Genomic DNA, 25,670 nt, shown 5'->3' with positions numbered 1-25,670 from the left:
TGCCCCACCTCCTCCACCGCCACCTCCGCCCAGCCTCACTGAGGTCTGGCAGCGTTGCCGCTCCAGAGTGAGCACGGCCGCGGAGATTGACGACATTCGATTCGGACTGCACCGGGACTTGCGGAAGATCCGCCAGGACTTCAGTCGTGCGACGCCGCGTTCGACCGGTGCCCGTGCCGTGGCCAGCGCTCGGCTGATGGTTCGCTGGGTCGGGGTGAGGTCACGGCCCGGCGGGCGTCTGAGGGGTGTTGTCACCCATGGGCCGGCTCCCATGTAGGCGCGGTCGGCGAGAATCGGGACGCCCTGGCGTTCACAGATCCGGATGATCCGGTGGGCGCGGGCCGCAGTGAGATCGTGCGCGCGGCCGGGCATCGTCGGCGAGCTCCACAGCAGCCGCCCGGCGGGGTCGGTCACCACCTGCGCGTTCACCCCGTGTCGGCGGTGCTTGTGGGGGTAGTCGGCCCGGCTGTCGCCGACCCGGTCGCACTCGGCAGGGGCGCCGTCGAGCAGGACGTAGCCCGGGTCCGTCTCGCGCAAAGCACGCAGCAGGCCGGGAGCCCGGTCGGCGAGCAGGTCGACGACGGCTGTCGTGTAGGCGTGGGCGGTGCCGGCGGAGATTCCGAACCCGGCAGCGAGCTGGGCGAGGGTGTCGTGCCGGCGCAGGTACACCAGGCCGACCAGGGCACGCTGGTGCGGTGGGAGCTTGCAGCGGCGGTCACCCTCGCGGGTGACGATGAGCATGGTGACCCACTCGACCAGGGTGTGAGGCAGGTCGAGTGCGGCAGAATACGGAGCCAACGCGACTCGTGTGCCTGTGGGTTGAGACTTCGAACACCTCCCTCAACGGCACGGGAGCCTCGTTCGTTGCGCAAGGGCTCACTGACACCAAGTCGCTCCGACAATCGGCCGCCGACGCGGGCATGACGATCACCACGCGAGTGGTGAAGACTGGATAGATGCGACCTCACGCCCCTGGCGGACTCCTGTTCGTAGCGCTCGGTCTCATCCTCGTTGCCGCCGGCTACGTCTGGAGGGGACGTGTCCTGCGTCCCCTCTCGGCGAAACGGGCCCAGGCAGCCGTGATCCGGGATCGTTCCAGAAACCTGCTGCGCTCTGCGGACATGGCAATCGCCGGAGCGCGTCGACGGGCCGCACATGGCGAACCGGCCATCGTCACGGTCGGAGACGTGACCAGGGTGGCGCGCCGGCACTACGGGTACCTCTTTGTGGAGCGCGAAGAAGCAGCTGCCGCCCTCCGCCAGCGCTATGAGGCTGCCGACTGCCGGGTGGACTGCATGACCGACGCTTTCAACTGACTGCCTCCCCGGCAAGTGCTTGACGCCAGAGGCGCCGGAGCTGTCACCTGATAGGTGGTCACGCTGAAAATGCTCACTGACTCCCTCGCCAATCCGGCTCTCGTGGGCACGGAGAAGAGGAACGAGGACGAGACCGCACGCAACAGGGCTGCCACCAGAGGGCAGACCAGGGAACGGCGCTGACCGGCACCGCGAGTAAGCTGCCCTCGCCTGTGTGGCGAGACAGTACGAGACCTCGCGCATCTGCGGCCCGGGGTCTCTCTGTGCTCTGGGGTGTCCGACCGGTGCAACGACCAGCCAGCGGGAGCGTCACGCCTCCTTTTCGCCGGGGCCTGGGGGGTTCCAGGAACACTCAGCCGGGGCGGAGTGTCTCAGAACACCCTGCCCGGTTCCTGCCTGACGCCGGGCGTCTGCCGCTGCGGCCGGGGCGTCGTGACGTGAGCGGAAACGCCTTCCAGCCGGAGCCGACTCGAATCACTGACCGGCAGACGTTCGTTCAACTGCGGCGGGATTGGCAAGCTTTCACCCGCATGCGTCGACGCTCGATTCGCACGGGTGATGTGCCTGGCGGCTCGGAGGGGCGGAGCGCCACTGATCAGGCGTGAGCGGAGTTGGACATGCCCGATACCACCGCCAGGCGGAACTTGGTTTCGTCCTCGGTATCGGGAGCTGCGGTGAGAACGACGATCTTGCGTCCCGCGTCGCCGTCGGTCAGGACGTCGCAGTCCACCGCGATCGGCCCGGTCGCCGGGTGCTGGACGATCTTGTGGTCTTCCCGGTGCGCGCCGACCACGCCGGAGGCCCACAGTTCGGCGAAGCGCGGGCTGCCCGTCGTGAGGTCCCGGATCAGGCTGGCCAGGCGGTCGCTGTCCGGGAATCGCCCCGTGGCGCGGCGCAGGTCGGACACGACGGAGGCCTCGACCTCGGGCTGGCTGAGCGAGGTCACCGGCCAGTGCGACAGGCAGGGGGCGGCCCCGTCGGCAGGGAAGGTGTCGCGAGCGAAGTTACGCAGCGCCGAGGGCGTTGAGGACGGGTCGCCCAGCAACGCCGCCCAGGAACGGTTCCACCAGATGAGTTGCCAGTCCGCGGCGAACACGGCGGCTGCGGAGTCGCCGAGCCGGTTGAGCATGCGGTGCAGGCCGGGCGGGATGTGGTCCGACATCTCCCCGTCGGCCGGAGGGGCAAGCCCGGCCAGCCGGTAGAGATGGTCCCGCTCGGCGTCGGTGAGCTGCAGCGCGCGGGCCAGCGCCGCGGTCACCTGAGCCGACGGGGTCACATGGCGTCCCTGCTCCAGGCGGACCACATAGTCGACCGAGATCCCCGCGAGCTCGGCGAGGTCCTCCCGGCGCAGTCCCGTGACCCGGCGCCTGTGGTTGTTGGGCAGTCCCGCCGTGTCCGGCGAGACACGGCCGCGCCAGGTGCGCACCATCGGGCCGAGTTTCGCGATGTCAGCGGTCATGAGACTGATTGTCGCACCCGGCGCCGACCGGAAGGTGGTAGCGGTTTTCCTACCGAATTCCTCTCTCTGGTTACCGGCCCGGCGGCCGATGATTCTTACGGACATGACCTTCACGTTCTTCCACGACCACGTGGGCATCACCGTTACGCAAGAGGACCTCGGCGCCACCATCGCGTGGTATTCGCGCAATCTCGGTTTCACTGTCGAGCAGCGGTTCGAGGCCCACGGTACGACGTTCGTCTTCCTCACCGCCGGTGACGTCAAGATCGAGCTCCTCGCGGGCGCATCGGACCGTGGCGGGGCACCGACCGACAACGTCCTGACGAGCATGGAAACGTCGCGCCTGCACCACTTCTGCCTCGCCGTAGCAGATCTCGACGCGGCGGTGTCCCGGCTGCTGGCACTCGATGTGCCGCTGATCGGCGGCCCCATGGAAATCCCGGCGACCGGCCAGCGCATCGCCTTCGTCACCGACAACGTCGGCACCATCATCGAGCTCAGCGAACCCGGCACGTGGATCTCCGGCCGGAAGGCACAGGCATAATGCCGAACCGCGCAGACTTCACCTGGCCTCAGGACGCCAGGCAGGCCTGCTGGCAGTCCGCCAAGGTGGCGAGCCCGCATCTCGATCGTCGTATCCCGGTCATCGCCGCCAAGGACATCCCCTACATCCCCAACGCCAACCGGCTCCAGAACCTCAGCATCTACCTGCCGCGAACGCCGCAAACCGCCATGCTCATCGGCACCCCCGTCACGTCCCCCCAGGAACTGACTCCACGGCGCGGCACTTGCGGTACCTCGTGCACATCCACGGCGGTGCCTGGCGCGACCCGCGGCTCACCTCCGCCTCGATCGATCTCCAGCAGCGCTTCCTGGGCCCGCTTGAGGTGCCGGGACATGCGCTTGGAGAGCATCACCACGGTCTCGTCCCGCACCGCCGCTTGCACCTGCGCGAGCAGACACACGGTCATCGCGGTGTGGCGGGGTTCGGTGATGTCCTTCATCTCGCCCACCGACAGCACCTTCGCCTGCTCGGCCACGGCCAGATCACAGAGCGTACGCACACTCACCGTAATTGAGCGTCACGCTCTGCTGTGAAGTGGCGGCTATTTCGCGAATCCGCTCCGCCCGCCCTTCGCGCGTTCCGAGACGAGCGAGGACTGGCCGATGTCGATTCGCAGCGGAGATCGCTCTGGGTGTGGGACTACGGGGCGGTGAGGGCCCGAAGGCGGGTCAGGGTCTCGCGGATGACGTCCTGCAAGTCGCCCTTCTCGGCGGCGTTGATCCACTGGCTGAAGGCGACGCGGAAGATGGCCGTGCCGGTCTCTGCGGCCAGACCGGCCTCGGGGTTGCCGATACCTCGTTGTCGCAGGGCGTCGGTCAGCGCGGCTGTCAGGGAGGCCTGCTTGATCAGCTCGCGTTCACGGAGGTCGGTGTTGGCGGTGATCACTGCATGGCGTGCCCGTGCGCGATCGCGGTCGTCGCCCACCGGCTCGGCCACCGCGTCGAGTACGGCCGCGACGACGTCCAGGGGCGATGCCGTGGGCGGCATCGTTTCTGCGATGTCCACCACCTGATTGGCCAGGTCGGCCGAGCCGTCGAAAAGTACCTCGCGCTTGTCGGTGAAGTACCGGAAGAAGGTGCGGGCGGTGACGCCGGCGCGCTCGGCGATGTCGGCCACCATCGTCTGCTCGAACCCGCGTTCCGTGAACAGTTCCAGCGCGGCCTCGCGCAGTCGCTCTCTGGCTCCAGGTTCCCACCGTCCCATGCCGCGAGTGTAGGTGAGGTCACCCAGTGGTAGGCCGCCGAGTGATGTCATCAAGTGACATCAGAGGTGTTAGAGTGATGTCACTCGATGACATCACTTGTGGAGGCGGCTATGCAGCGGATTCAGTACCACCAGTACGGCGGTCCCGAGGTCATGCGCCTGGAGGATTTCGAGCCGGCCCGGCCTGGCAGGGGGCAGGTTCTGGTCCGCGTGCGGGCCGCGGCGGCCAATCCGATGGACTGGGGGCTCCGAAGCGGGGCTATGAAGATGGTGACCGGCCGGACCTTTCCCCGCGGGCTCGGCCATGACTTCTCAGGCGTCATCGAGGCCGTCGGCCCGGACGTCACCCGCCTCGGTGTCGGTGACGACGTGCTCGGCGGAGCATCGATCAAGGCGTCGGGGGCCTTCGGTGACATGGTCGTCGCCGATGTGAAGGCCGTCGTGAGTAAGCCGGCGAATCTCACCTTCGAAGAGGCGGCTGCCCTCCCGACCGTGGGGCTCACCGCCTTCCAGGCCCTGACCAAGAAGGGCCGGCTGCAGCCCGGGCAGGCCGTTTTCATCAACGGCTGCCTCGGCGGAGTCGGCCGAGCCGCCGCTCAGCTCGCCCTGGCGCGCGGCGCCTTGGTGGGCGGCAGCTGCCGTGATACCGCGGCGCAGGATGCCCGCGACCTTGGTATCGATCCGATCGTGGGATTCGGCTTCGATCCGGAAGAGCTCAACGGTCGATTCGACCTCGTCATCGACACCGCCCACACGCTGTCCGACCAAGGGGCGAAGAAGCTGCTCAAACCGGGCGGGCGCATCGTCGGCCTCCACCCCACGCCCGCAACGTTCGTGAAGGCCGCACTGCCGGGCCCGTTCCACGTCCTGCTCGCCCAGGCTGTCCCCGAGGATCTCGAAGAGGTCGCGCGCGCCGCCGAACAGGGGGCTCTGAGGGTGCCGATCGCCCGCACGGTGCGACTCACCGAGGCCATGGAGGCGCTCACCGAACTCGAGCGCGAGGGCACGCCCAAGGGCGGCAAGCTCATCATCACGACCGGCTGATCCCGCCGAAGGAGCTCTTCGAATGAAGGCACAGACCTGGGTGCTCGGCGGCACCGGACGCAGCGGCCGCATGATCGCGGCACAGCTCGCTCGGCGCGGCCTGACGGCCGTCCTCGTCGGCCGGAACGCGCACCGCCTGCACGCCGCAGCACAGGAGGCCGGCAGCGAAACCCTGCAGGCTCCCACCCTTGCTGTAGCCGCCTCGGAAATCCGGCGGCAACGCCCCAACGTCGTCATCAACACGGTCGGGCCGTTCACCGCAACGGCCCCTGAAATCATTGATGCCTGCCGTGCCGCCGGCAGCCACTACATCGACCTGGCAAACGATGTCGCAGCGCTCTCCGCTGCGTTCGCGATGCACGACGCAGCCACCCAAGCCGGCCATACGCTCGTCACCGGCGCCGGGTTCGGCGTGACCGCCACCGAAAGCGTGGTGGTGAAGCTGTGTCAGGGCCGACCCGCACCGCTTCGGGTCCGGGTCGACATGGTGCCCTCGATCGGGATGGAGGAAGGCACCGCCGGCGAAGCATTGATCGGCACCCTCCTGGGCAGCCTCGAAGGCCGTCAGATCACCGATGATCGCCTGATGCCCGCCCGGATCTTTGGCGATCCGCAGCGTCTCACCCTGCCGGACGGCTCCCAGGTGACCACCGCGAGTATGCCGCTGGGCGAACTTCTCGCCGCTCACCGGGCGTGCGGTGCCCGCCATGTCCTTTCAGCGTCCAGCGAAGCGCCCGTCTCGCCCGTGATCCGTGCGTTGATGCCGGCCGTGAGCACGCTCATGCGGTGGGAGCGGCTGCGCTCCTTCACTACTCGCCACCTAGCCCGGGTACGCGTCAAGGCGAAGGAGCGGCCACGCGAGCACTCCTGGGGACACGCCGTTGTGACCTGGTCGGACGGGGAGACACGAGAAGGCTGGCTGCGACTGGGCGACGCACAGGAGTACACCGGAGCAGTGCCCGCAGAGATCGCCCAGCGGCTGCTGGCCGGTCACGGCCGCCCAGGCGCACACACCCCGGCCGCCCTCTTCGGCCCCAACCTCGCCGAATCGTGCGGCGCCGCATACCTGCTGCCCCCGCCCGGCCAACGGTGACCCACAGCCGATCCTGCCCGATACACCAATTTGTCGGCGGCTGCCGCAGATGACCGCCCCTGTTGCGGGTTGGAGTACGCCATACGCCGTTTCCTCAATTCACCTACAGAGCGAGCTGCGGGCGAGGGACCGTCGCATTCGGCCGGGATGGGCTTCGGGTGAGTCGCCGGGGCATCAGTTGTGAGTGCCGCGATGGTGACCATCGCTTCGGCGCCCTCTCGGGGAGTCGTTCGTGGTCGCGGACCAAGCGGCGGGCAGGACTTCACCCACGCCCAAGATCTTCCACGACCCACTGCACGGGAGCACAACGACGCCGCTGACGTCCTTGAGCCTGTTTCTCGGTCTTGATCGTTAGGTTAAATTCGGACTTGGCCCAGTCGGCAAATCGGCCCCAGTGGGTGGAGTCGGCCCAGACAGAGGCGATTTCCGGATGCCAGCGTCGCGCTACGACCACAAGCCACCCGTACTCGTTGCAGACTTAACTGCCAGCCGCTACGGCGGCGCGTCTTCCCCTCACGTGAGAGGCATGCCGATCTCCAACGGGGGCTGGTCTTCGAGCACGGGCATGCTGCTGGTTCACCGCGCGACGAGCAGCCGGCTGATCGGTCGTGGCCCCGGCGAGCAGTGGCGTGGTCAGGGTGCGCGCCCAGGCCAGTCCGGCAAGATCCACCCCAGGAGCTGTGCAAGCCCAACTCCTCGGCCTGCACGGCAAGGTCCTCCACCCCGGGGTGTGCGGCGACAACGACGCCTGCACGCATCCCAACCTCCAAGGTATACGGATGGAATCGAACTTGTTCAGCATGACAGGCCCGGCGCAGCGCCGTTGCGCCGACGCATGATCTTGTAGCGTCGCAGGTTGCGGCGGCCGTGCCGGACCGGATCTCTTGCGCGCAGGCCCCGTCCGTCAGGACATCCTCACTCAGGAGACCACAGGTGAGGGAGCGGTGCCCCTTCCCGGGCGCCGCGATGCCCCGTTCCATAGCGGGGCGTCGGGCAGGGAGGTGGCCTGACTGCGGCCGCGAGCCGGATGGGCGGCCTGTGCGAGTGGTGGGCGACGGCGCTCACCGCGCGTCCTGGGTTGCGGGGTGAGCTTCGGGACCACCAGGGCGACTGGGGCCCATGTGTATTGTCATCAGCAGCCCCTCCGTGGGCTCTCGGGGCCTGTCCGCTTCTGCGTCCGCCAAGATTTACGAACGGGCAGGCCTTCGCTCCTGCGAGGCGCTGCTGCACGGCGCGGGCCCGGCTGCGATCACTGGAAGGCCCCATGAAGAGCGGAGTACGCCTGGGTTGCGAGTCAGTGACGCATCGTTCGGAGGGGCGCATTCCGCGGGATCGTTGAGTCGTGCCCAAACTTGCTGACGAGCAACACTACGGCGTACAGGGTGCCCTCACCGCGGGCTGCCTCCTGCTGCTCGTACTGGTGGCGGACGTGGCCGCGGGGCTGTTGGTCGTCATCGTGCTTACCGTCCGGGGGCTTGGCCGGATGGACGCAGGCTCCGGAAGGACAGTGACCACGCCGCCCCCGGACTGGACGCCAGTGCTGGGCTTCGGTGCTCTGGCTTTGGCGGTAGGTGTCACGGCGGTCGTGCTGCTGCGGATCGGGCATCGAGTAATCGGGGCGCTGCAACTGACGCTGTGCGTACTCCTGGCAGCCCACGCGCTGAGGTTATGGCCCTGACCCAGTTGCAGTCAGCACCGTTGTACGAGCGGGCGGTGCTCGCTTGGGGCTGGGAGGCCGAGGTTGAGGTTGCCGGGACGCATTCAAGGTCCGCCGCACGGATGGCAATTGTTCAGCCGTTTCGTTCTGTGGGCGAAGACGGGGACAGTCATCGGATGGACGGTTCCGTTGCACTGAATCTGCTAGCGCCGATCGTCTCGGCAGCGGCCCTGGGTCCGTCCTTCGTGGCAGCGCGCGAGAAGCTGAAGCTTGCTCACCACTCCAACCCGTTGCCGATGGTTGTCGACCTCATCAAAGAGACCCGGACACCGGAGTTCTCCCGGTCGGTTGAACACATCCGCTACCGGCCCGCGGCCGACCACCGCCGCCAACGGGCATCGCAACCGTCCGGAAGTGGTGAAGGTGCACATCCGCCGCGTGGGGCTTTCTACGACGATGTCGGCACGTTCGTCGCGACTCGCAGAGTTGACTGATAGTCAGTGCCGACTTTTTCGACGGATGAGCGCTGTGACCTGCCGGTTCGTGAGTGCCCTAACCGGTCTGCTCGCCACCAGCGTTGAATGCTCAGTGTGGGAGAGCCGTGGGTAGTGGCGGTCAAGGCAGTCGGTTGCGCAGTGGCCGGAGATCCGCTGCCGGATGCCGACAATGGGGCCGCTGGTCGCTCGTCCACGAGTTGGTCCAGGCGATGGCGAGGGTCAGAGGCTGCGGATGTGTCCGGTGTCGGATTCCGGGTGCCAGACCAGGTGAACTTGCCCTTGGTCGGGCCTTCGGAGCGTCAGTTCGTTTGCGGCCAGTGCCGGTCGGCACGCAGCGCTTCAGCGGAAGCGTTCGACCGGAGGACGAGCGAATGCCTGTATCCGGGTCCTGGACGATGGCAAGGCCCGCGCCGGCGGCGGGCGGGGAAGACGGCTTGCCTTCGCCTTTGCTGGTTGTGCGGTTTCGGCGCACCAGGCGCTGGACGAACTGCCGGGTCTTTCCGTAGGTGCCGTCGGCGCTCTTGGACACGAGCGCTTGAGTGAACGGCACAAGGGCGGTGGTGACCACGGCGGCCACGATCACTTCGACAAAGCCTAACCCGGCGGGCACACCTCCTGCGGCTCCCCGAGACCCCGAGGTCTCGGCTCGCGCGCGCCACTCAGCGGCCCGGCCCAGCCGTTCGAGGACCTCGGCCAGCTGTCTGGCAGCTGCCACGAGCCCGCTTCGGTCTCCGCGCTCAATAGACTGCCGGGGCGCCGGCCTGGGCCCGCCCACCAGTGGTGCGGGGTTACGCGTGGTCGTTCCAGATGGCCGCCTGCTTCCCCACCGGCCGGATCGTCAGCGGCCCAGAGTGCAGTGCCCCCTTGCACGTCAGAACAGTGATCAGCGACGTTCTGTGATCGGTGGGCCGGCCGGTGATTGCGAGGCGTGCGGTCACCGTCTTGTAGGGCTGGACAGGCGGCGGAGATGACGTGGCCGCAGGCGCAGTAGGTGCTGAACGACGGCTGCGCCAGCGCCTTGCGAGTGCGAAACGCACGGCCGAGGTCTGTCTGGGGTGTGGGACCCGCTGGGTGGCCGGCGCGTAGAGCGCTGGTCGGACGCGGTGTTCTGCACGCGGCCGCCCGCGGAAATTCGGTGCCAGCTAACGGTTGAGGGGTCCTTGCTCCCTTGCGTCAGTAGTCGGTGAGATCCACGAGCACGTCGCAGTGTGGATCGTCGGAAGGCTGATGTAGATGCTCGTTCGCCAGGAACGCCGGGGAAACCAGGGAGCCGAGCAGACCGGGGCCTACCCGGCTGATCAGCACGTCGACACCGTATGTGCGGTCCCGCTCCGGTGAACGGAAGTAGAGGCGCATGAGGTCGTCACCGGTGATGACCGCGCCGATGAACAGAGGCTTCCACGACACGTGCGTGGTGACGAAGGAGCGCACGAGACCGAGCAGAAGATCTGTGGCTGCTTGCTCGGTGCCTGCTTTGGGAGGATTCACATCTTGGCCCATGCCGGACACTTGTTCCCCGGTTGGTTGTGGCAGTACGCCGTGATGACGCCGATCTTCTGACCGCGACCGGCATCATAGTTGCCGTCCGTAGTCTTGCGCGTGTACTGCACGACCACCGTGAACTTCACCTGGCGCGGCCGCGGGCCCGTCTCGATGACAACCCCGTCGTATTCCAGGTGACCGTGGTGGTCGTCGCGGTCCACCCGGTCTCGTAAGGCCGCGTCCAGGGAGGAACACTTCTTGATGTTGTGACGGCCGGTGAAGTGGTGCCAGCCCAGTTTCGAGTTTCTGTAGCGGGTGACGATGTGCCTGCCATTCCGGTCGTCCGACTGACACTTGACGCGCTTGTCCCACGGGTGCGGCTGCGCGGGCCTCAAATCACCCGCACCGGCAGTCCCCGACATCAACGAAGCAGCGAACACCGTGGCGGCAGCGGGGCCGAGGATCCTGTGCTGGTCGGACAGGAGGCGTTCGAGCGTGGGAATGGCAGCGGTGAGGTCCCCGGTCAGTCCTTGCCAATGGGCGAGCTGGTGCCGGGTGGCCAATGCGTCCGGGTGGTCGGAGCTCCGGTGGTGGGCAGCGGCAGAACGCAGGCGCTGCCAGTAGACGAGCGCGGCGGTGAGCTGCCCGGATTCGCCGAGACTGGTTCCGGCATGGAACAGCACGGCGTGTTTGTTGGGATGCCAAAGGGCCTGTTCGGCGACGTCGTAGAGGGCTGTGACGTTGGTCTGGAGTACGTGGACCAGGGCAGTGTCCCGTTCGATCTCGGGCCAGGCCGCCATGAGAGCGTCGCCGGCTGTGCGGGCGTACGCAGCGTGCTGGTCGGGGGCGAGTGTTTCGCGGGTGGTGCGCTGGATGAGTTGGTGGACGCGGACGGCCAGATGCGGGGTGCCAGGCGCGTGATTGACGAGGTGAAGACGGTGCAGGGCACGCAGGGCCTGTACCGCTTGTCTGGCTGAAACCGGGACCGGTGCCGGGTTGCGGTTGTGCCCGGATGGGGTGCGGTGTGCAGACAGGTGGGCAAGAGCGGGCTGACTGGTCAGAACGGTCTGGGGGATGCCGTTGGCGTCCAGCAGAGCACACAGTTGCAGCATGGGACGGGCGAGACCGACGGGCTGGAGGGTGTCAGCGCGGTCGATGGACAAAGACCAGGACGTGGCGAGCGGAAGCTCCTGGTCGTCGGGGAGCCTGGCGGGTGCAGTGTCGGCGAGTCTGGTGGCGCGGTCGGCGAACAGGGCACGGTAGTCGGCCACGCTCTCACCGGAGTCGGAGAGGTGGGCGGCAGCCTGGGAGAGGGCAAGCGGCAGATAGCCGAGGTCGTCAGCCAGCGCGGTGAGATGGTGGGTGGGCTCCCTGCGGTGGTGCGCGCCCAGTGCCTCGGTGAGATAGGAGATGGCCTCGCCCTCGGTGAACAGGCCCACCTCGATCAGACGACGTCCGTCGCCCGCCAGGGCTGCGTCGCGGCGACGAGTGGTGACCAGGGCCCGGCCCACCGGGCTTGAGGGAGGCCAGAGCCCTCGCAGATCGTCAGGATCGCCGACGTCGTCCAAGACAATCAGCCACCGGCACGGCTTCGCCCCGGCCTTGGGCGTCAGCCAGGCCAGAAACACGCGCGCGGCCTGCTCGGGGGCGTCGGCGCTGGCCTGGCACAGCTCGACGCCGGCCTGAGCGTACCCAGTCACCACGGCAGATCGGGTGCTCGCAGTGACCCAGACCAGCACATCCAGGCTGCCTTCAGCCAAGGCAGTTCGCGCATAGTCGGCAGCGAGCTGGGTTTTGCCGACGCCGCCCATACCCGCCAGCACCCGGCCGGCCGGGTGCTGGTGCAGTACGGCGGTGCCGCCCCCTGCCACCCCGGCTCGCAGACGCTCCATTTCAGCACGGTGCTGGAAGGCCTGCGCCCTGGGTGGGATCACCCCGACCTGGTGCGGCCACACGGCAGGCCCGCGAGGCGCCTGCTGCTGCACGACGGTCAACTGCTCGGCGTGTACCTGGTGGAGGTATCCGGAAATGGCAAGCCCGCCCGCTGAAGCAGTTGCGTCTCCGGTCCCAGACACCCGCACCGGACCAGAACTCGCCATCGGTCCAGGGCCGCGGTAACCGGTCACAGCCGTTGCCCCTGTCGTGCCAGTCGCCGTGCCGGTCTCGGTCACAACCACATGTGCGTCGGCGCTGTCCCCAGGGCCTTCTGTGACGTGAGTGGAAACGCCTTCCAGCCGGAGCCGATCTGCTCCATACCCACGCACGCGCTGCTCCTTGATGATCCCTGCGATCCGGTCGCAGGGGCGCGGGCTAGTTCTTGTACTTGATGGGTGGTCCGAGGCGGATGATGGTCGAGCAATCCACCAACTGCTGGTACTCCTTGTCGTTCTGCTGGTACCAGAAACGGCAGCCCTTCAGCGTCCCGTGGATGGGGCCGGTGACCTTGACCCGCGCGGCGTAGTAGATGTCGCTGCCGGCCTTCGCCTTCACCTTGACAGGGTGGTCGGCATAATTTCTGACCTTGGTCAGGTCGGGAATGCCGCCCTTGCCGTCTGCGCGGGAGAAGAGGATGTTTCCGTCGGTGTCGTTGCTGTCTACGGCCCGGTACTCGATGATCTTCAGGCCCTTGGGTATCTGGGAGAATTCAGCTCTGGTGATCTCCAGGTCTTGGCCGGAGGTGTTCCATGGGAGGGGCAGGCCGGCCCAGTACTCGGCACCGACCTGGGCGTGGTCGTAGCCGACGTCTCCGGCAGACTGCATGCCTCCGTCGAGTGCCGAGCCTTCGCGGACTCCGCCTCCCCACGGGCCGATGATCATCCAGGCGGTACCGGAGGCAAGGGCCGCAGCGCAGAGTCCGGCCATGACGATGAGGCGTCTCCTAGTAGGAGTAGAAGACGCCGGGCTTGCCGGAGACGGGTCCATTCTTCCCCCAGACCAAGTGCTTCGCGTTGGTGCGGTTGCCCGCTGAGATCTTCTGCTTGTGGTTCTTGTCGTAGCCGGTGGTGACGCCGAGGGCGACGCCCATGAAGTTGACGGCGTTGCCGAATTTGGCTGACTTCTTCGAGGTGAGCTGGAAATAGGTCCCCGGCTCCACCCTGGCGCGGTTTCTCGTGGGCGAGTTTCGGTAGGGCGTCAAGCCGTCCTTGGCGCTGACGTTCTTGCCGATCTTGCCGACCGATCCGCCGGAGGGAACCTTGTAGCGGCCGGCTTCGATCGTGTACCAGGTCGCGCGGACGGTGCCGGAGCAGATCCGCTGGTGCTTGTACTTGATGTACTCAACCGGCACCTGGTACTGGCGGGCGTAGTAGGGGCCCTTGTTGACGTAGCCAGTCGACACACCGGTCTCGTGTGACACCTGCTTACTACCGCCGACCTTCCAGTCCCCGTTGCTGTTGACAGCGATGTCGATGCTGCTGTTCATCGTGGAGTCGTACTCGAAGGACGCTTTCACGTCCCAGAAGGCATGCGCTTCGCCGACCACCGTGTACTTGATTTTCGAGCTCTTCTTGAACCGCAGGGTGTCGCAGCTGCCCGATGCGCGGGAAGTGACCTTCTCCGCGCTGATGTCCTTGCCGGCTGTCAGCTACGGGTTGTAGTCGGCCGCGAGGGTGCCGCGGTCGGACTGCCAGGTCGGCGTCGTGTCGTCCGTCGCCTTCGGGTCGGCTTCGGCCTGAGCTGCGAGGGTCCGCTTCTCCTGCTCCGGTGTCGGGTCATTCGCCGCGGCGTCGTCCACGGTGTTGGGCAGCATGGAGACGCTGTGTCCGTCGTCGATCGCTTCCGCGATCGCGTCCGTCGCCTGACTGCTTGCGGCCCGCAGGGCCGTGGACTGGGGCGGCACGGCGACCAGGGCGTCGACGCCGAGTACGGGGACACCGGATGACGTGGTGCCGATCGTGGTGGCATTGAGGTTCAGGGCGCCGCGGTTGTCGTCCATGGCCGTACGCACGGCCGTAGGCAGCGCTGCGGGAAGCGTCAGAGACCAGGTGCCGTCGGCGGCAGTGGTCGCGGTACCAAGAACGGGCTCTGTGGCGCCGGCGGCACTGTCGCTGCCGGCGATCACGTCGGCAGCGGTGACGGTGACCTGCAGACCGGCGGCCGGCTGGCCGTTGCCGAGGGTGAACTTGCCTGTGACCGTGTTCGACGGCTGCTGCTCCGTGGGGCCCGAGGGCTCCTGCGCGATGGGCAGGTCGTCCTCTGGGGCCGCAGGGGTGCCGAAGTAGGGCGGGATGCCGGGGTCAGGGTCGGCCAGGCAGGAAGCGGGGTCCGCCATGATGTCGCCGGTGACGCCGACGGTCACTTCGTCATTGAGTCCGGTGAACGGGCCGGTGGTGTATTTACTGATGCGGCCCGTGGTGTCGGGGTCGTTGGTGAGGGTGAGGGTGTTGATGGCGCCAGGCCCGGGGCTCCATGCGTGGGTGACACCGCTCAACCCGGTCGTGTCGATGGCGGAGGCGCCCAAGGTCGGCTTGATGGCGTCGGCGGAGTCGCCGGTCTCCAGGTAGGTCTGGTGGGCGATCGTGCCGTCGGTGCTCAGGGTGTAGATGACTGACCCGATCATCCACACGTCTTCGGCGTTGAGGATCTCGGTCAGCCGGTTCGAGCGCGGCAGCGTGGTGAGCAGGTTGATGGTGCCGTTGCCGGCGGCTGGGGCGGTCTGCTCGAACACGTTCACCGTGTCGTCTGCGGTGATGACGAAGATCCGCTTGCCGTTCGACCACACCCGCTTGGCGGTGCTCCAATTGGGCTTGTACGACTTCACCGGCGTCAACAGCGAGCCGCCGGTGGCAGTGTTGTCCTTGTATGCCTTCAGCGGCGCGTCACGGTCACTCGCCGAGATCTCGTAGATCACACCGTTCGGTGCGGTGAACAGCTTGCTCGTACCCGGTATCTGGGCGGTGAGCTGTGTGTCGAAGAAGCTCGACTCGCCCGTCTTGGGCCCCCAGTCCATGTACTTGGACAGAGTGCGCTTCTTGGCCGGATTGGTGCTCGCCGGGCTCAGCACATAGGTGCCCACCGACGCGACACACGAACTGTCTGCCGCGTGGGCCGTGTTCGGCGTGATCGCCTGCGGCGCGAATGCCGCAGCGGCGACGAGAGAGCCCACGCCTACGGCCCAGGTGGCACGCAGCGTAGACCTTCGAATGGCATGAGGAGTCAAGGTTCCCCCTGGTCTGGTGGCGATGGCTTGGGCGAGCTGGTCGGGCTCCCCTGGCCGAGGTCAAACACACTGGTCGGACGGCGAACCAGAACACGGCCTTCCGGATGTGTCCATGATCGCTGGAACAGTAAAACCCGTGATTGTTATGTGGAACAGATATGTTGAGCTTCATCTGAGCTTCAATGTTGATCTTTTACTAACCGATCGCTGAGTGCTCTAGCTGGAATCAACCCCGCTACTACGTCACGGCGTTGGGCGGCGAAGCTTGGCTGCGATGTGCCGGTTTGGTGTCCGTGGGTGGGTGTCAGTGACGGGGTGTCAGGTAGCGGTGTTTGTGCTGGTGGGGTGTTGAGGTCGGGGCGGGGTCACTGACGTGGGGTGGTGTCTGTTGCTGATGTCACTGTCGTGGGGCGGTACACCCCTTCTCGTGTCGCTGTCACGGGAACGGTACTTCTGATCTTTTTGCGGGGCGGGCGGGTTCACGGTGGTCTTCTGTCGGGCGTGTGGCCGGGGGAGGACCGGGTGGGGGAGCGGGAGATTGAGGGCTTGGTCTCGGTGTCGCGGCCGGTGTTGGTGGGGCGGTTGCTTCAGCTGGATGCGGCTGGTGGTGTGACGTCGGCGCATGTGCGGGCGGGGGCGCAGTTGGCGGGGGTGCATCCGCGGACGGTGTGGCGGTGGGTGGAGGCGGCGCGCAGTGAGGGCCGTGTGGAGCGTCGCAGGCGTTCCCGGTTCGAGTTGTCGGAGCAGGCGTGGGAGGTACTGGCGCAGGCGGGCGGCAATGTGGCTGTGCTCTACCGGCATTTGGAGGAGTGCGGGGACGGGGATGCGGGGGTGTCGCTGGCTTCGGTGTACCGGGCGGTTCAGCGTGAGCTGGCCTCGGGGCGGGTGTTGCCGGACCGTGCTGTGGTGCGCCGGGCGAGGGTGGAGCGGGAGACCCGGCAGGCTCTGTCGGACCTTGCCGTCGGGGGTGTGGGCACCGGCACGCCGTCTGCTTGTGCCGCGGCTGGTCCGGCCTCGCTGACGCCTGCAGGGCGGGAGGCCGCGCCGGCGGGGGACGTGCCGGGCGTGGTGCTGCCGGTGGGGGCTCAGGCGGTGGGTACGGCGTCGGTGCGTGCGGTCGCCGAGGCGGTGGGGCAGGCGATGGTGGCCGGGGGTGCGGCGTGTGTGTTCGGGGATGCGGGGCGGGGCAAGACGGTGGCGCTGCGGATGGCGCTGTCGGATCCGTCGGCGGGCTGGGGCGTGTCGTGGGTGCGGGTGCCGGTGCGTCCGTCAGTGTCGGAACTGCGGCGGGCTGTGTTCGAGGCTCTGGCGTTGCCGGGCCGGTTTCCGCACCGTTCGGCCGAGGCTGATGAGCGGATCGTCGGCGCCCTGGGCGAGGCTCGGGTGCTGGTGGTGGATGAGGCGCAACGGTTGCCGGTGCCGTGTCTGGAGTATCTGCAGTCATTGTGGGACCACCCGCAGGCCCGGATGGCGCTGGTGCTGTGCGGGGCGGGCAGCGAGCGCGCGGTGGCGCGTGTGCCGCAGCTGGCGTCGCGGGTCTGCGCGTGGCAGGAGGTAGGGCGTCTCGCCGGGAGCGAGGTGGCTGCGACGGTGTCTGCCTTTCATCCGCTGTGGGCTGGCGTCGCGGGTGGGGAGGTGGCGTGGATCGACCAGTCCTGCACGCACGGTGTCTTCCGTACCTGGGCTGCCTTGACGACGCATTTGCAGAACGCGCTGCTTACCGGGCCGGATGCGGCGGTGGACCGGGCGCTGCTGCGTCGTCTGTTCCGGCGTCTGAGCCCTCCGGTCTGAGCGAATGTGCGGACAGGAGGGGGAGATGGAAGACGGTGGTGCGGTCGGCGCCGCGCGGGGCGGACTGCCCGCGGCGTCGCGTACCGCGCTGCGCGGTGTGGCGGTGCGCCGGCTGCTCGCTCTGCGGGTGCGGGGCGAGCTGACGGCCGGTCATGTCCGGGTGGCGGCGGATGCGCTGGGGGTGTCGGAGCGCACGGTGTGGCGGTGGCTGGCCGCAGCCAGCCGCGACGAACGGGCAGCTGACGAGCCCGGGGCACGGGCCCAGACCGGCACGAGGTTCACGATCACACCGGAGGTCCGCGCGCTGTTGGCGCTGTGGAAGGGCAACGTGCGGGCGGTCCATCGCGAGCTGGTCCTGCGCGCGGCCCGGGGGTCTCCGCCTGCCGGTGCACCGTCGCTGACGACGCTGCACCGGGCGATCCGCCGGGATCTGACGCCGGGGGAGCGGGCGGGGCTTACGGGAGGAGAGCGGGCGGCACGCAAGCATGATGTGTTCCTGGCCCGGCCGCGGAGTTGGCGCAACTACGTGTGGGAGACCGACCACATGCAGGCGGCGGTGTTGGTCGACGTCGAGGGCAGGGCCTGCAGGCCGTGGATCACCTGGTTCACGGACTGCGCGACGAACGCGATCACCGGTGTCGCGGTGACGCCGGGGGATCCGTCGCGGGAGTCGGTGCTGGCCGCGCTGCGTTCCGCGGTCCTGCGGGAGGAGCCCTACGGTCCGTTCGGTGGTCTGCCGGAGAAGGTGCGTGTCGACCGCGGCAAGGACTTCCTGTCCAGGACGGTGACTGCCGCGTTCGATCTTCTGGACGTGACGGTGGAGGACCTGCCTGCCTACACCCCTCATCTCAAGGGCACCGTGGAGGGACTGAACCGGGCGGTGGAGGGCATGTTTCTGGCCGCGTTGCCCGGCTACGCCCGCCAGCCGCGCCCCGGTAAGCGTGCTTCCCGTCCGAAGGACGAAGTGCTGCTCGGTTTCGAGGACTTCACCGCCCGGCTACTGGCCTGGACGCTGTGGTGGAACACCGAGCACCGTCCCGCGCCGTTGCGGGGCAGGACTCCGCTTGAGGCGTGGCAGGACGATCCCACCCCGCTGCGGGACGTGCCTGCGGCGGATCTGTGGACGTTCACCCTGGAGGACGCCGGCACCCGCACGCTGACCACTCGCGGCATCCGTTTCAGGAAACGCGACTACGTGGGGCCGTGGATGACCGGCCAGGCCGGGATCCAGGTCCGGGTCCGTTTCATGCCTCACCACGACCACCGGATCGAGGTCTACCACGCGGCCACCGGCCGCTACCTGGGGCCTGCGGACCTGGCCGACCGGGCCACCGACGAACAGATCAGCGCCGTACGGAAAGCGCGGGCCGCCCGCACCCGCCGCCTGAAGAAGGACCTTCAGGCCTCACAGCGCGAGCGCTACGCCGCCGTGAGCCGGCCCGCCGCCCCTCAGCGGCTGGGCGCGCTCACCACTGCGCAGGCCGAGGCCGAACTCGCCCAGGCAACCGGCACCGACCTGTCGGATCTGGCGCTGCGGGACCTCATCCCGCCTGCTGCGCCTCCGGCCGGGTGGCGCACCCCTGCTTCTCTGGCGGCGCTGACCACAGCAGACCTGCCCGCTCCCGTGCCATCCGGCCGTGATTCCGCTTCCGCCCAGTGCGGCCCGGACGGGCGGACCGCACAGCCCACCCCCGATGAAGACGGAGATGGCTTGTGAGCGCGGCCTCCTACCAGTACGTCGATCTGCAGGATGCGTCCGTGGTCACCACCCGCGCCCTGCTGACCGCGCGGGAGAACATCACCGACACGGTCGCGGCCCGAGCGATGACGTGTATCCACGGCGGGGCCGGCTTCGGCAAGACCCTGGCCGTCAACATGTGCCTGGACGAGCTCGGACCTGCCGAGGACGTCCGCAGGATCACCTTCCGGGTATGTCGTCTCAGTTGAAATGCAGGCTTAGAGCTTGATAACGACACTCTGACCTGCGGCGCTGCAATAATTGAGAAGATGATCAAGGAGTGTTTGGCTGCAGAAAGATGTGTGACCTGCAAGGCTGCACAGAATGAGACGAGCCTGCAGAGCTATTGAGACGTCCTTGGGCAAGGCAGGGGATTCGGTGTTGCGACTCCGGCATCGCGGCCTGCGCGCGCGGCCCTCGAGGGTCCAGCTGGTGCGGTGACTCGGGCGCCGGTAGCTCGGTGTCCAGCCTGGTACATCAGGCAGTGGGCTGCCCTTCCTGCCCGGTGTCGCGGGGCTGGTGGAAGGGGCTGTGAAGAAGCGCGCGGCTTACATCGCGTCCGCGTGCTCATTCTTCACGAGGACTCCGTGATCATCCCGTCCACATGGCGGGATCCTCGCCCGTCATGCGGGCGTACTCCTCGACCGCCCTCCTCGCGTCGGCGCGGTCTCCCGGTTCCTGTCTGTGAGGCCGGACAGGCGGAGAAGACAGCCGATGTTCGTGCCGCAGGACGCTGCGCCATGCCTCCAGCCACTGGGGCCACTCGGTCTCGGGGACCTCGCAGGCACACAGGAATCCCTCGAGCTGGTGGTCGTGTCGCGGCAGCGTCTGCTTGGTCAGGATCCTGTGCGCGGTGCTGTGGGGCAGTTCGCTGTAGTTGCCCGCCCGCTTCTGCATCTCGCGCGTGGAGGGAGCACCGGCCCGCTCCCACAGGTCGTGCAGCGCGGCGGCAAGATCCCGGCGGTCGTGTATGAGCTCCGGGCGGGGAGCAGGCCGGTGCTGTCCCTTCCGCCCGGAGCGGGTCTGTTGTTCGCGCCGGGCCTGCAGCCATAGACGGTCCGCCGTCTCGACGCTGGCGTAGCACGCTTCGGCGTAGGCGCGCACGACGTCGCGGAGCGGCACCGTATTGCCCGAGGCGGCCCGTGACAGCGTGGTGGGGTCGTACTCGGTTCTGCCCGCAAGCTGCCGGTAGGAATGCCCCAGGTGTCCGCGCTGTTCGCGCAGCCACTCCGCCAGTCTGCGCAACGACTTGTTGCCGGTCGTCACCGGCCTCTCCCGGCGGCCCACGAGGCACTCCTCAGGCCGGCGGGCCGAGCAGTGCGCTCAGTGCCCGGCGCAGGCCCTGCTGCGGTGCTCTGGTGACCATGGCAACCACCAGGGCTGCGACCGTCCCGGCTCCCGCCAGCAGTTGCAGCACTGCAGGGATGTTCATGCCGGCGACCGTCGCCAGAACTGCGCCCAGGCAGATGATGATGACGATCACCACTGCCTCGGAGCCGGTCAGGCGCCGCGGGCCGAGAAGGCCGGGTTCGACACAGGCGGCAGGCGAGGACTTGACCATGAGGGCCTCCTGAGGTTGTGGGCCCGGTGGCTTGTGCCACCGGACACCGGCTTGCGCTCCAACCGATGCACCACGGGCGGTTGCCGCCGCCCATGACAGTGGTGCAGGTACATAGTCATTGGTAGCCGGAGCAAATTCCAGGCCCTCCTGTCACTCGTCAGGCCCTTTGATGCGTTGCTAGTCCCGGATTCGCCGACACGTATAACGGTCGGAACTTCAGCAGCTCAAACCTTGTGGCCGCCTATTCGTCCACCTCTGGGCACTCCGGGCTCACGATGTTGCGGCGCCAGATCTCAGGGAGCATGCAATTGATGCAGTTGTGAACCAGGGTAGCCTTGCGCCGCGCCCGACCGGCTGGGATGCTCCCGGGGAAAGGCACAAGATGCCCTCCCTGAGGCGACGGCTCCAACCATTGCTTTAGAGGGAAACAACCTCGTGTTGCCGCACGAGGACGCGAGAGCCGGTACCGCCCACGCGGTGTCGGCTCGTCGCATGTGGGGGGCGCTGACCTGCACGAACCGAGCCGGACGGTCACCAGTCGTCGGGAGCACTGCCCACCCACGCCAGGGGCCGGACGTCGCTGGTGCGCCCCCAGTGCGGTGCCTCCATCAAGGTCTCGTGCCCCTCGTCCAGCGCGCAGATGCGCCCCCAGCGGTGGTGTTTGCCGGGGCAGATCCCGATGGGGACCTCGATGCCGTCGGAGATCTCAGGGGCGGGAGTGTGGGGTGCCGGTGCCCCGCCCGTCTTCTCCCGGACTCGCAAACAGGTCATCGAGGCCGGATGGCTGGAGGAGACCGAGAGGCTCGGGCACATCAAGTACTACCGTCTTGATCCCGAGCGCATGGGTGAGAACGTTGTCGTACCCCTGCGACGCGCAACCTGTTGTCCTCCAGACGGCACCTCATGTACGTCACGTCAATGAGGTGCGGTTCGGAGGCGTCCCTCTTGCTCTCCTAGCAACTCATGGCGTCTGATCGCGAGTACGCCGGACTTGGCCGTCACCCCGGATGTCATATGGGGGAGGGCGGTCATGCGTTGTCGATGCGATCGACAACCCGCGTCCGCCGACGACGATAGCCGCTCGACGCGTCTGCGTAGGCGTTTTCAGCATCCCTGTCCCTGGCAGGCCGGCACAGCACTCACAGGTTCCTGTCCCCGCGCTCCGGGCACACTGGCCCGCCAGCGTGGCACGAAGCCCCTGGGCGGGTGTTAGGCCGTGAATGGCGGCCCCAGGACCCTACATTTCGATCATGGGTACACCGAATTCCCTACTCCGTGGCGTGCCGCTCGGCGGGCCGCTGACCGGCCACACCGGCCCGGTGCGATGGGGCGCATGGGGCGGAGCGACCGATGACCTGATCCTGGCGACGGGTGGAGACGACGGCACAGTGCGGCTGTGGGACCCAGTCGCGGGCACGAGTCGGGGCGAGCCGCTGTTCGGCCACCCCGGACCGGTGCGGTGGGGTATGTGGGGCCGGGTGGGTGACGTACCAGTGCTGGCAACGGGTGGGGACTACGGTACGGCGTGGCTGTGGTACCCGGAGAGTGGCACGAGCCGGGGCGGGCCGTTGACTGGCCACACCGGATCTGTGTGGTGGGGCGCGTGGGCCAGCGTGGGCGGCGTGCCGGTGCTGGCGACGGGCGGAGACGACGGCACGGTTCGGCTGTGGGACCCGGCTGCAGGAACGAGCCTGGGAGAACCGTTCCCCGGTCACATTGGACCGGTGCGGTGGGGTGCGTGGGCCAGCGTGGGTGGCGTGCCGGTGCTGGCGACGGGCGGAGACGACGGCACAGCGCGGCTGTGGTGGTACCCGGAGAGCGGTATGAGCCGAAGCGAACTGCTGACAGGTCACACCGGCTCTGTGCGGTGGGGCGCGTGGGGCAAAGTGGCCGACGATCTGATCCTGGCGACGGGCGGAGACGACGGCACGGTGCGGCTGTGGAACCCCCGCCTGGGCCCGGGCCGCGGCCAACAGCGGCTGACCGGTCACGCCGGTCCCGTGCCGTGGGGGGCGTGGGGCAGCATGGGGCATCTCGTCCTGGCCACCGGTGGCCACGACGGTACCGTGCGGGAGTGGACCCCGATGGCAGGCCCACATCAAGGCGCACCGATCGACATCCACACCGGACCTGTGCTGTGGGGCGCGTGGGCAAGTGTGGGTGACGTGCCCGTGCTGGCGACGGGTGGAGGCGACGGCACGGTGCGGCTGTGGCATCCGGAGTTCGGCAGGCGCTTGGGTGAACCGCTGAGCGGCCAGAGCGGACCTGTGCGGTGGGGTGTGTGGGGTCGGTTGGGTACCGTGCCCGTGCTGGCTACCGGTGGTGACGATGGCACGGTGCGGCTGTGGGAGGTCGTTGAAAATCTGCAGGTGACCCGCCTTCCCTCCTACCGGTCCGACATGACGGCGGCTGCGGACGAACTCGACCGCACCAAAGATGCGATGGCGGTCGCGCAGCTGATCACCGCGCGCACCGCCAAGCCTCCATTGGCTGTTGGTCTGTTCGGTGACTGGGGAGAAGGCAAGAGCCATTTCCTCAGGCTGCTGCAGGACCAGGTTGAGACAACCACCCGGCTTGGCAATCTTCTCTGGCACAGAGCCGTGCGGCAGGTGCGGTTCAATGCCTGGCACTACGCCGAGACTGACCTCTGGGCCAGCCTCGTCGCCGAGCTGTTCGCCCAGCTGTCCGCACCAGTGGAAGGAGACCTGGGAGCCGAACAACGCCGCCAGTCACGGCTGACAGCGGAGCTGGTCGGAGAGAGAGGGCTGCGGGAGAGGCTGGATGCCGCCCGTGCACGCCACCGGCAACTGCAGACCGCCCTGAGCAAGCCGGCGGACCTATGGGACAAGTTGCCTGAGGACCAGAAGCGGGAGCTGCGGTTACTTGCCGGCGATCGCCCCGAGCAGATGTACCGACAGGCAGCACAGCAGGTGGCAGCGCTTCGGGAGTCGGGACGGGCATCGTGGCGGATCATCCGCAGCGCGTCGCTCCGTACGACCCTCAAGTTCCTGGTTCTGCTCCTCGCTCTGATCACGGTGACGGCCGGACTGGTGTGGTGGTTGCCGGCCGTGTGGCCACTGATTGCCACCATTCCGGGCCTTGCCAGTGTGTGGGCAGGGGTTGTGTTTGTCAGGCGGACGGTCAAGGCTGCGCGCCACCGGACAAGCGGGGCTTGGGCGAGGGCCCAGCAGATCGGCGAACGCCAGCGGCTACGGCTAGAGACCGCAACGGAGGTCGCAGCCACGGAAGTTACCGCACTTGAGCAACAACTGCACAACCTCACCGCGGCGGGGCAACTGGCCGGACTCGTTGCCGAGTGCGCGAAGAACTCGGATTACCGCAGCCAGCTCGGGATCATGAGCCAGATTCGCGGGGACTTCGAGCGCATGGCTGCTCTTCTGGCTGATGCCGCTCGCGAGCCGATGCCTGGCGAGCCAGCCCCACACGGGGGTCCGAAGACTGCAGACACTGGTGCCGGCAGTCAGGACAATCATGTTGCCGGCTCTGGCACCACCGTGCGAGCCGACGAGGTAGGCGATGAACTTCCGCAGATCGACCGGATCGTGCTGTACATCGATGACCTCGACAGGTGTCCGCCCCGGCGCGTGGTGGAGATGCTGGAGGCGATCCACCTCCTGCTCGCGGTCGAGCTGTTCGTCGTGGTGGTCGCAGTGGATCCCCGCTGGCTTCTGCGAGCGATCGAATGCCACTACCGCGACCTCCTGCACCGCCACGCATCCCCTGCAGAAGTAGGCGAGCAGACCGGCGCGGTTGACCCCAACTCCGAGGAACTCTGGCACTCCACCCCCGCCCAGTACCTCGAGAAGATCTTTCAGGTGGTGCTCACCCTGCCGCCACTGGACTGCGACGGCTACCGGCAAATGCTGCGGACGCTGATCGGTGCTCGTCCCGACCATCTCGCCGCTTCCGGCCCAGCAGCCCCCGCTCCTCCCGAGACAGAGTCATCTCCGCCCGAGCCTGCGGCAGCTCAGCGGATGGAAGCCGCAGGACAGACGCCGAGCGAGCTGTGGCAGCAGGGACTGTACGGGGCCGAGCTGCCAGCGGCGCGGGTGGTCGAGCGGATTGACCCGCTGACTCTCGAACCAGACGAGCTGGAGCTGCTCGACCTCCTCGGGCCGCCGCTGCTGGTCGCCACTCCTCGTGGGGTAAAACGTCTGGCCAACAGCTATGGGCTACTGACCCAGCTTCGCGGCAGTCATCGCCAGTCCGATCTCGCACAGACGACGAGACTGCCGAACGCCCCGTCCGAAAGCGTGAGTTACTTCCCGTATCGAGCCGGCATGGTGCTGCTCGCTGTCCTCGTGGCCTACCCGTCCCTCGGGCCGGCCCTGTTCCTCCACCTTCACCACACTGTGGCGCAGCAACGCGACTGGACCTGGCTGCAGTATGTGGCTGCTTTGACCCCCCATCAGAAGGATGGCCGCTGGCGTAATCCTGCTGACCCGCACATGACCCCTGTCGAAGCCCAGCGGTGGCAGGCCCTCCTTCAGGCACTTGACCACGTCACTACCAAGGCGACTGAGGCGCAACTGGATCTTCCGGAGCCGCTGACAGCCTGGGCCGAGTGGATCGTCCCGGTCGGCCGCTTGTCCTTCCCTACCGGCCGGATCGTCAGCGGCCTCGAGCGCAGCGCTCCCTTGCCGTCTGTCCAGCCGCCGACGCAGTAGCCAGGACTGATCCGGGCCAACAGCAACAGCATGGCCGGTTCGCCCGGCCTGTAGACGGCAGCAAGGCTTCTGGCCGCACCTGGCTGACAGGACACTGAGCAGCGCCACGTCGGCGGCTACGCGCCGACAGGGCCGAACCGAAGCTTGTGGCTTGGGTTCCCGAGCCCCTGCTGGCGTGTGGCGAGATGCCAGGAAGAAGCACCCGCGGGCTTTTTCCTCCGCCCGCGTCGTGGTGTAGAGATGAAGTCATGCCGCGCAGCCTTTTCGACCGCCTGCCCAAGCTGTCTGACGAAGCCACAGAACCGCGTTTCCGCGCGGTGCGCGACGACCGCGTCCACCAGGCCACCCGGCGTCTGATGGACGAGACCTTCGCCGCTTTCCACGGCGCCGACCGTAGCTTCGCCCGCGAGTTCCAGAC

General features: G+C 67.7%; 22 protein-coding genes and 2 pseudogenes. 11 read left to right on the top strand and 13 right to left on the bottom strand.

Going from position 1 to position 25,670, the window contains the following annotated elements; genetic code table 11:
• Positions 1–51 precede the first annotated feature (51 nt).
• Positions 52–798, bottom strand: a pseudogene (locus ACGFW6_RS00405) (transposase family protein); the annotation flags it as partial.
• A gap of 323 nt (positions 799–1,121) precedes the next feature.
• Here ACGFW6_RS00405 and ACGFW6_RS00400 point away from each other — a divergent pair.
• Positions 1,122–1,316 (top strand): hypothetical protein, encoded by a 195-nt coding sequence (locus tag ACGFW6_RS00400; protein ID WP_260474593.1) that lies wholly within the window; start codon positions 1,122–1,124, stop codon positions 1,314–1,316.
• A 595-nt stretch (positions 1,317–1,911) separates the two neighbouring features.
• Here the strand turns inward: ACGFW6_RS00400 and ACGFW6_RS00395 are convergent.
• Positions 1,912–2,775, bottom strand: coding sequence for a helix-turn-helix transcriptional regulator (locus ACGFW6_RS00395; protein WP_393502877.1), 864 nt, complete (start codon positions 2,773–2,775; stop codon positions 1,912–1,914).
• 103 nt (positions 2,776–2,878) lie between these two features.
• On the opposite strand from ACGFW6_RS00395, the gene ACGFW6_RS00390 reads away from it, so the two are divergent.
• A complete protein-coding gene (locus ACGFW6_RS00390) occupies positions 2,879–3,319 on the top strand; it encodes a VOC family protein (protein ID WP_393502875.1) in 441 nt (146 codons plus the stop codon).
• Positions 3,320–3,479: 160 nt separating this feature from the next.
• On the opposite strand, the gene ACGFW6_RS00385 is transcribed toward ACGFW6_RS00390, so the two are convergent.
• Both ACGFW6_RS00385 and ACGFW6_RS00380 read right to left on the bottom strand, forming a co-directional pair.
• Positions 3,480–3,815 carry a hypothetical protein gene (locus tag ACGFW6_RS00385; protein ID WP_393502873.1) on the bottom strand — a complete coding sequence of 112 codons (336 nt, stop codon included), beginning with the start codon at positions 3,813–3,815 and terminating at the stop codon, positions 3,480–3,482.
• Between the two features lie 164 nt (positions 3,816–3,979).
• Positions 3,980–4,543, bottom strand: coding sequence for a TetR/AcrR family transcriptional regulator (locus ACGFW6_RS00380; RefSeq protein ID WP_393502871.1), 564 nt, complete (start codon positions 4,541–4,543; stop codon positions 3,980–3,982).
• Between the two features lie 111 nt (positions 4,544–4,654).
• Between ACGFW6_RS00380 and ACGFW6_RS00375 the strand changes: the two genes are divergently transcribed.
• The 4 genes from ACGFW6_RS00375 to ACGFW6_RS00360 all read left to right on the top strand — a co-directional run bounded on the left by ACGFW6_RS00375 (position 4,655) and on the right by ACGFW6_RS00360 (position 8,831).
• Positions 4,655–5,587, top strand: coding sequence for an NADP-dependent oxidoreductase (locus ACGFW6_RS00375; protein ID WP_393502869.1), 933 nt, complete (start codon positions 4,655–4,657; stop codon positions 5,585–5,587).
• Positions 5,588–5,609: 22 nt separating this feature from the next.
• Positions 5,610–6,680: a saccharopine dehydrogenase NADP-binding domain-containing protein gene (locus ACGFW6_RS00370; protein WP_393502868.1), complete on the top strand. Its 1,071-nt coding sequence runs from the start codon at positions 5,610–5,612 to the stop codon at positions 6,678–6,680.
• Positions 6,681–8,022: 1,342 nt separating this feature from the next.
• Positions 8,023–8,358, top strand: coding sequence for an inner-membrane translocator (locus ACGFW6_RS00365; RefSeq protein ID WP_393502866.1), 336 nt, complete (start codon positions 8,023–8,025; stop codon positions 8,356–8,358).
• Complete coding sequence (locus ACGFW6_RS00360) at positions 8,349–8,831, top strand: hypothetical protein (RefSeq protein ID WP_393502864.1); 483 nt, start codon at positions 8,349–8,351, stop codon at positions 8,829–8,831. Before ACGFW6_RS00365 ends, ACGFW6_RS00360 begins: the two co-directional genes overlap by 10 nt.
• A 1,176-nt stretch (positions 8,832–10,007) precedes the next feature.
• On the opposite strand, the gene ACGFW6_RS00355 is transcribed toward ACGFW6_RS00360, so the two are convergent.
• The 5 genes from ACGFW6_RS00355 to ACGFW6_RS00335 form a co-directional block, all read right to left on the bottom strand.
• Positions 10,008–10,334: a hypothetical protein gene (locus ACGFW6_RS00355; RefSeq protein WP_393502862.1), complete on the bottom strand. Its 327-nt coding sequence runs from the start codon at positions 10,332–10,334 to the stop codon at positions 10,008–10,010.
• Positions 10,319–12,208, bottom strand: a complete 1,890-nt coding sequence (locus tag ACGFW6_RS00350) for an NB-ARC domain-containing protein (RefSeq protein WP_393502860.1) — start codon at positions 12,206–12,208, stop codon at positions 10,319–10,321. Before ACGFW6_RS00350 ends, ACGFW6_RS00355 begins: the two co-directional genes overlap by 16 nt.
• A gap of 418 nt (positions 12,209–12,626) precedes the next feature.
• A complete protein-coding gene (locus tag ACGFW6_RS00345) occupies positions 12,627–13,076 on the bottom strand; it encodes a hypothetical protein (protein WP_393502858.1) in 450 nt (149 codons plus the stop codon).
• Between the two features lie 118 nt (positions 13,077–13,194).
• A complete protein-coding gene (locus ACGFW6_RS00340; protein WP_393502856.1) occupies positions 13,195–13,767 on the bottom strand; it encodes a hypothetical protein in 573 nt (190 codons plus the stop codon).
• A 132-nt stretch (positions 13,768–13,899) separates the two neighbouring features.
• On the bottom strand, positions 13,900–15,420 hold the full coding sequence (locus tag ACGFW6_RS00335; protein WP_393502854.1) for a hypothetical protein: 1,521 nt from the start codon (positions 15,418–15,420) through the stop codon (positions 13,900–13,902).
• Between the two features lie 576 nt (positions 15,421–15,996).
• Here ACGFW6_RS00335 and ACGFW6_RS00330 point away from each other — a divergent pair.
• From ACGFW6_RS00330 to ACGFW6_RS00320, 3 genes are all read left to right on the top strand, one after another.
• Positions 15,997–17,265: an AAA family ATPase gene (locus ACGFW6_RS00330; protein WP_393502852.1), complete on the top strand. Its 1,269-nt coding sequence runs from the start codon at positions 15,997–15,999 to the stop codon at positions 17,263–17,265.
• Between the two features lie 103 nt (positions 17,266–17,368).
• Positions 17,369–18,982: a Mu transposase C-terminal domain-containing protein gene (locus tag ACGFW6_RS00325; RefSeq protein WP_393505019.1), complete on the top strand. Its 1,614-nt coding sequence runs from the start codon at positions 17,369–17,371 to the stop codon at positions 18,980–18,982.
• On the top strand, positions 18,979–19,212 hold the full coding sequence (locus ACGFW6_RS00320) for a hypothetical protein (protein ID WP_393502850.1): 234 nt from the start codon (positions 18,979–18,981) through the stop codon (positions 19,210–19,212). The genes ACGFW6_RS00325 and ACGFW6_RS00320 overlap by 4 nt, the downstream gene beginning before the upstream one ends.
• Positions 19,213–19,594: 382 nt before the next feature.
• Here the strand turns inward: ACGFW6_RS00320 and ACGFW6_RS00315 are convergent, their stop codons facing one another.
• The 3 genes from ACGFW6_RS00315 to ACGFW6_RS00305 all read right to left on the bottom strand — a co-directional run bounded on the left by ACGFW6_RS00315 (position 19,595) and on the right by ACGFW6_RS00305 (position 21,335).
• Positions 19,595–20,269: a helix-turn-helix transcriptional regulator gene (locus ACGFW6_RS00315; RefSeq protein ID WP_393502848.1), complete on the bottom strand. Its 675-nt coding sequence runs from the start codon at positions 20,267–20,269 to the stop codon at positions 19,595–19,597.
• A 31-nt stretch (positions 20,270–20,300) separates the two neighbouring features.
• Positions 20,301–20,564, bottom strand: coding sequence for a hypothetical protein (locus ACGFW6_RS00310; protein ID WP_393502846.1), 264 nt, complete (start codon positions 20,562–20,564; stop codon positions 20,301–20,303).
• 531 nt (positions 20,565–21,095) lie between these two features.
• Positions 21,096–21,335: a hypothetical protein gene (locus ACGFW6_RS00305; protein WP_393505119.1), complete on the bottom strand. Its 240-nt coding sequence runs from the start codon at positions 21,333–21,335 to the stop codon at positions 21,096–21,098.
• Between ACGFW6_RS00305 and ACGFW6_RS00300 the strand changes: the two are divergent.
• Positions 21,298–21,486, top strand: a pseudogene (locus ACGFW6_RS00300) (hypothetical protein); the annotation flags it as partial. The gene ACGFW6_RS00305 and the pseudogene ACGFW6_RS00300 sit on opposite strands and share 38 nt — an antisense overlap.
• A gap of 298 nt (positions 21,487–21,784) precedes the next feature.
• On the top strand, positions 21,785–25,252 hold the full coding sequence (locus tag ACGFW6_RS00295) for a P-loop NTPase fold protein (RefSeq protein WP_393502844.1): 3,468 nt from the start codon (positions 21,785–21,787) through the stop codon (positions 25,250–25,252).
• Between the two features lie 116 nt (positions 25,253–25,368).
• Here ACGFW6_RS00295 and ACGFW6_RS00290 read toward each other — a convergent pair whose 3' ends face one another.
• Complete coding sequence (locus ACGFW6_RS00290; RefSeq protein ID WP_393502842.1) at positions 25,369–25,635, bottom strand: hypothetical protein; 267 nt, start codon at positions 25,633–25,635, stop codon at positions 25,369–25,371.
• Between the last annotated feature and the right edge of the window lie 35 nt (positions 25,636–25,670).

The organism is Streptomyces sp. Y7 (assembly GCF_043195415.1).
GTDB lineage: Bacteria > Actinomycetota > Actinomycetes > Streptomycetales > Streptomycetaceae > Streptomyces.
This window is presented reverse-complemented; position numbering and strand designations above follow the sequence as displayed.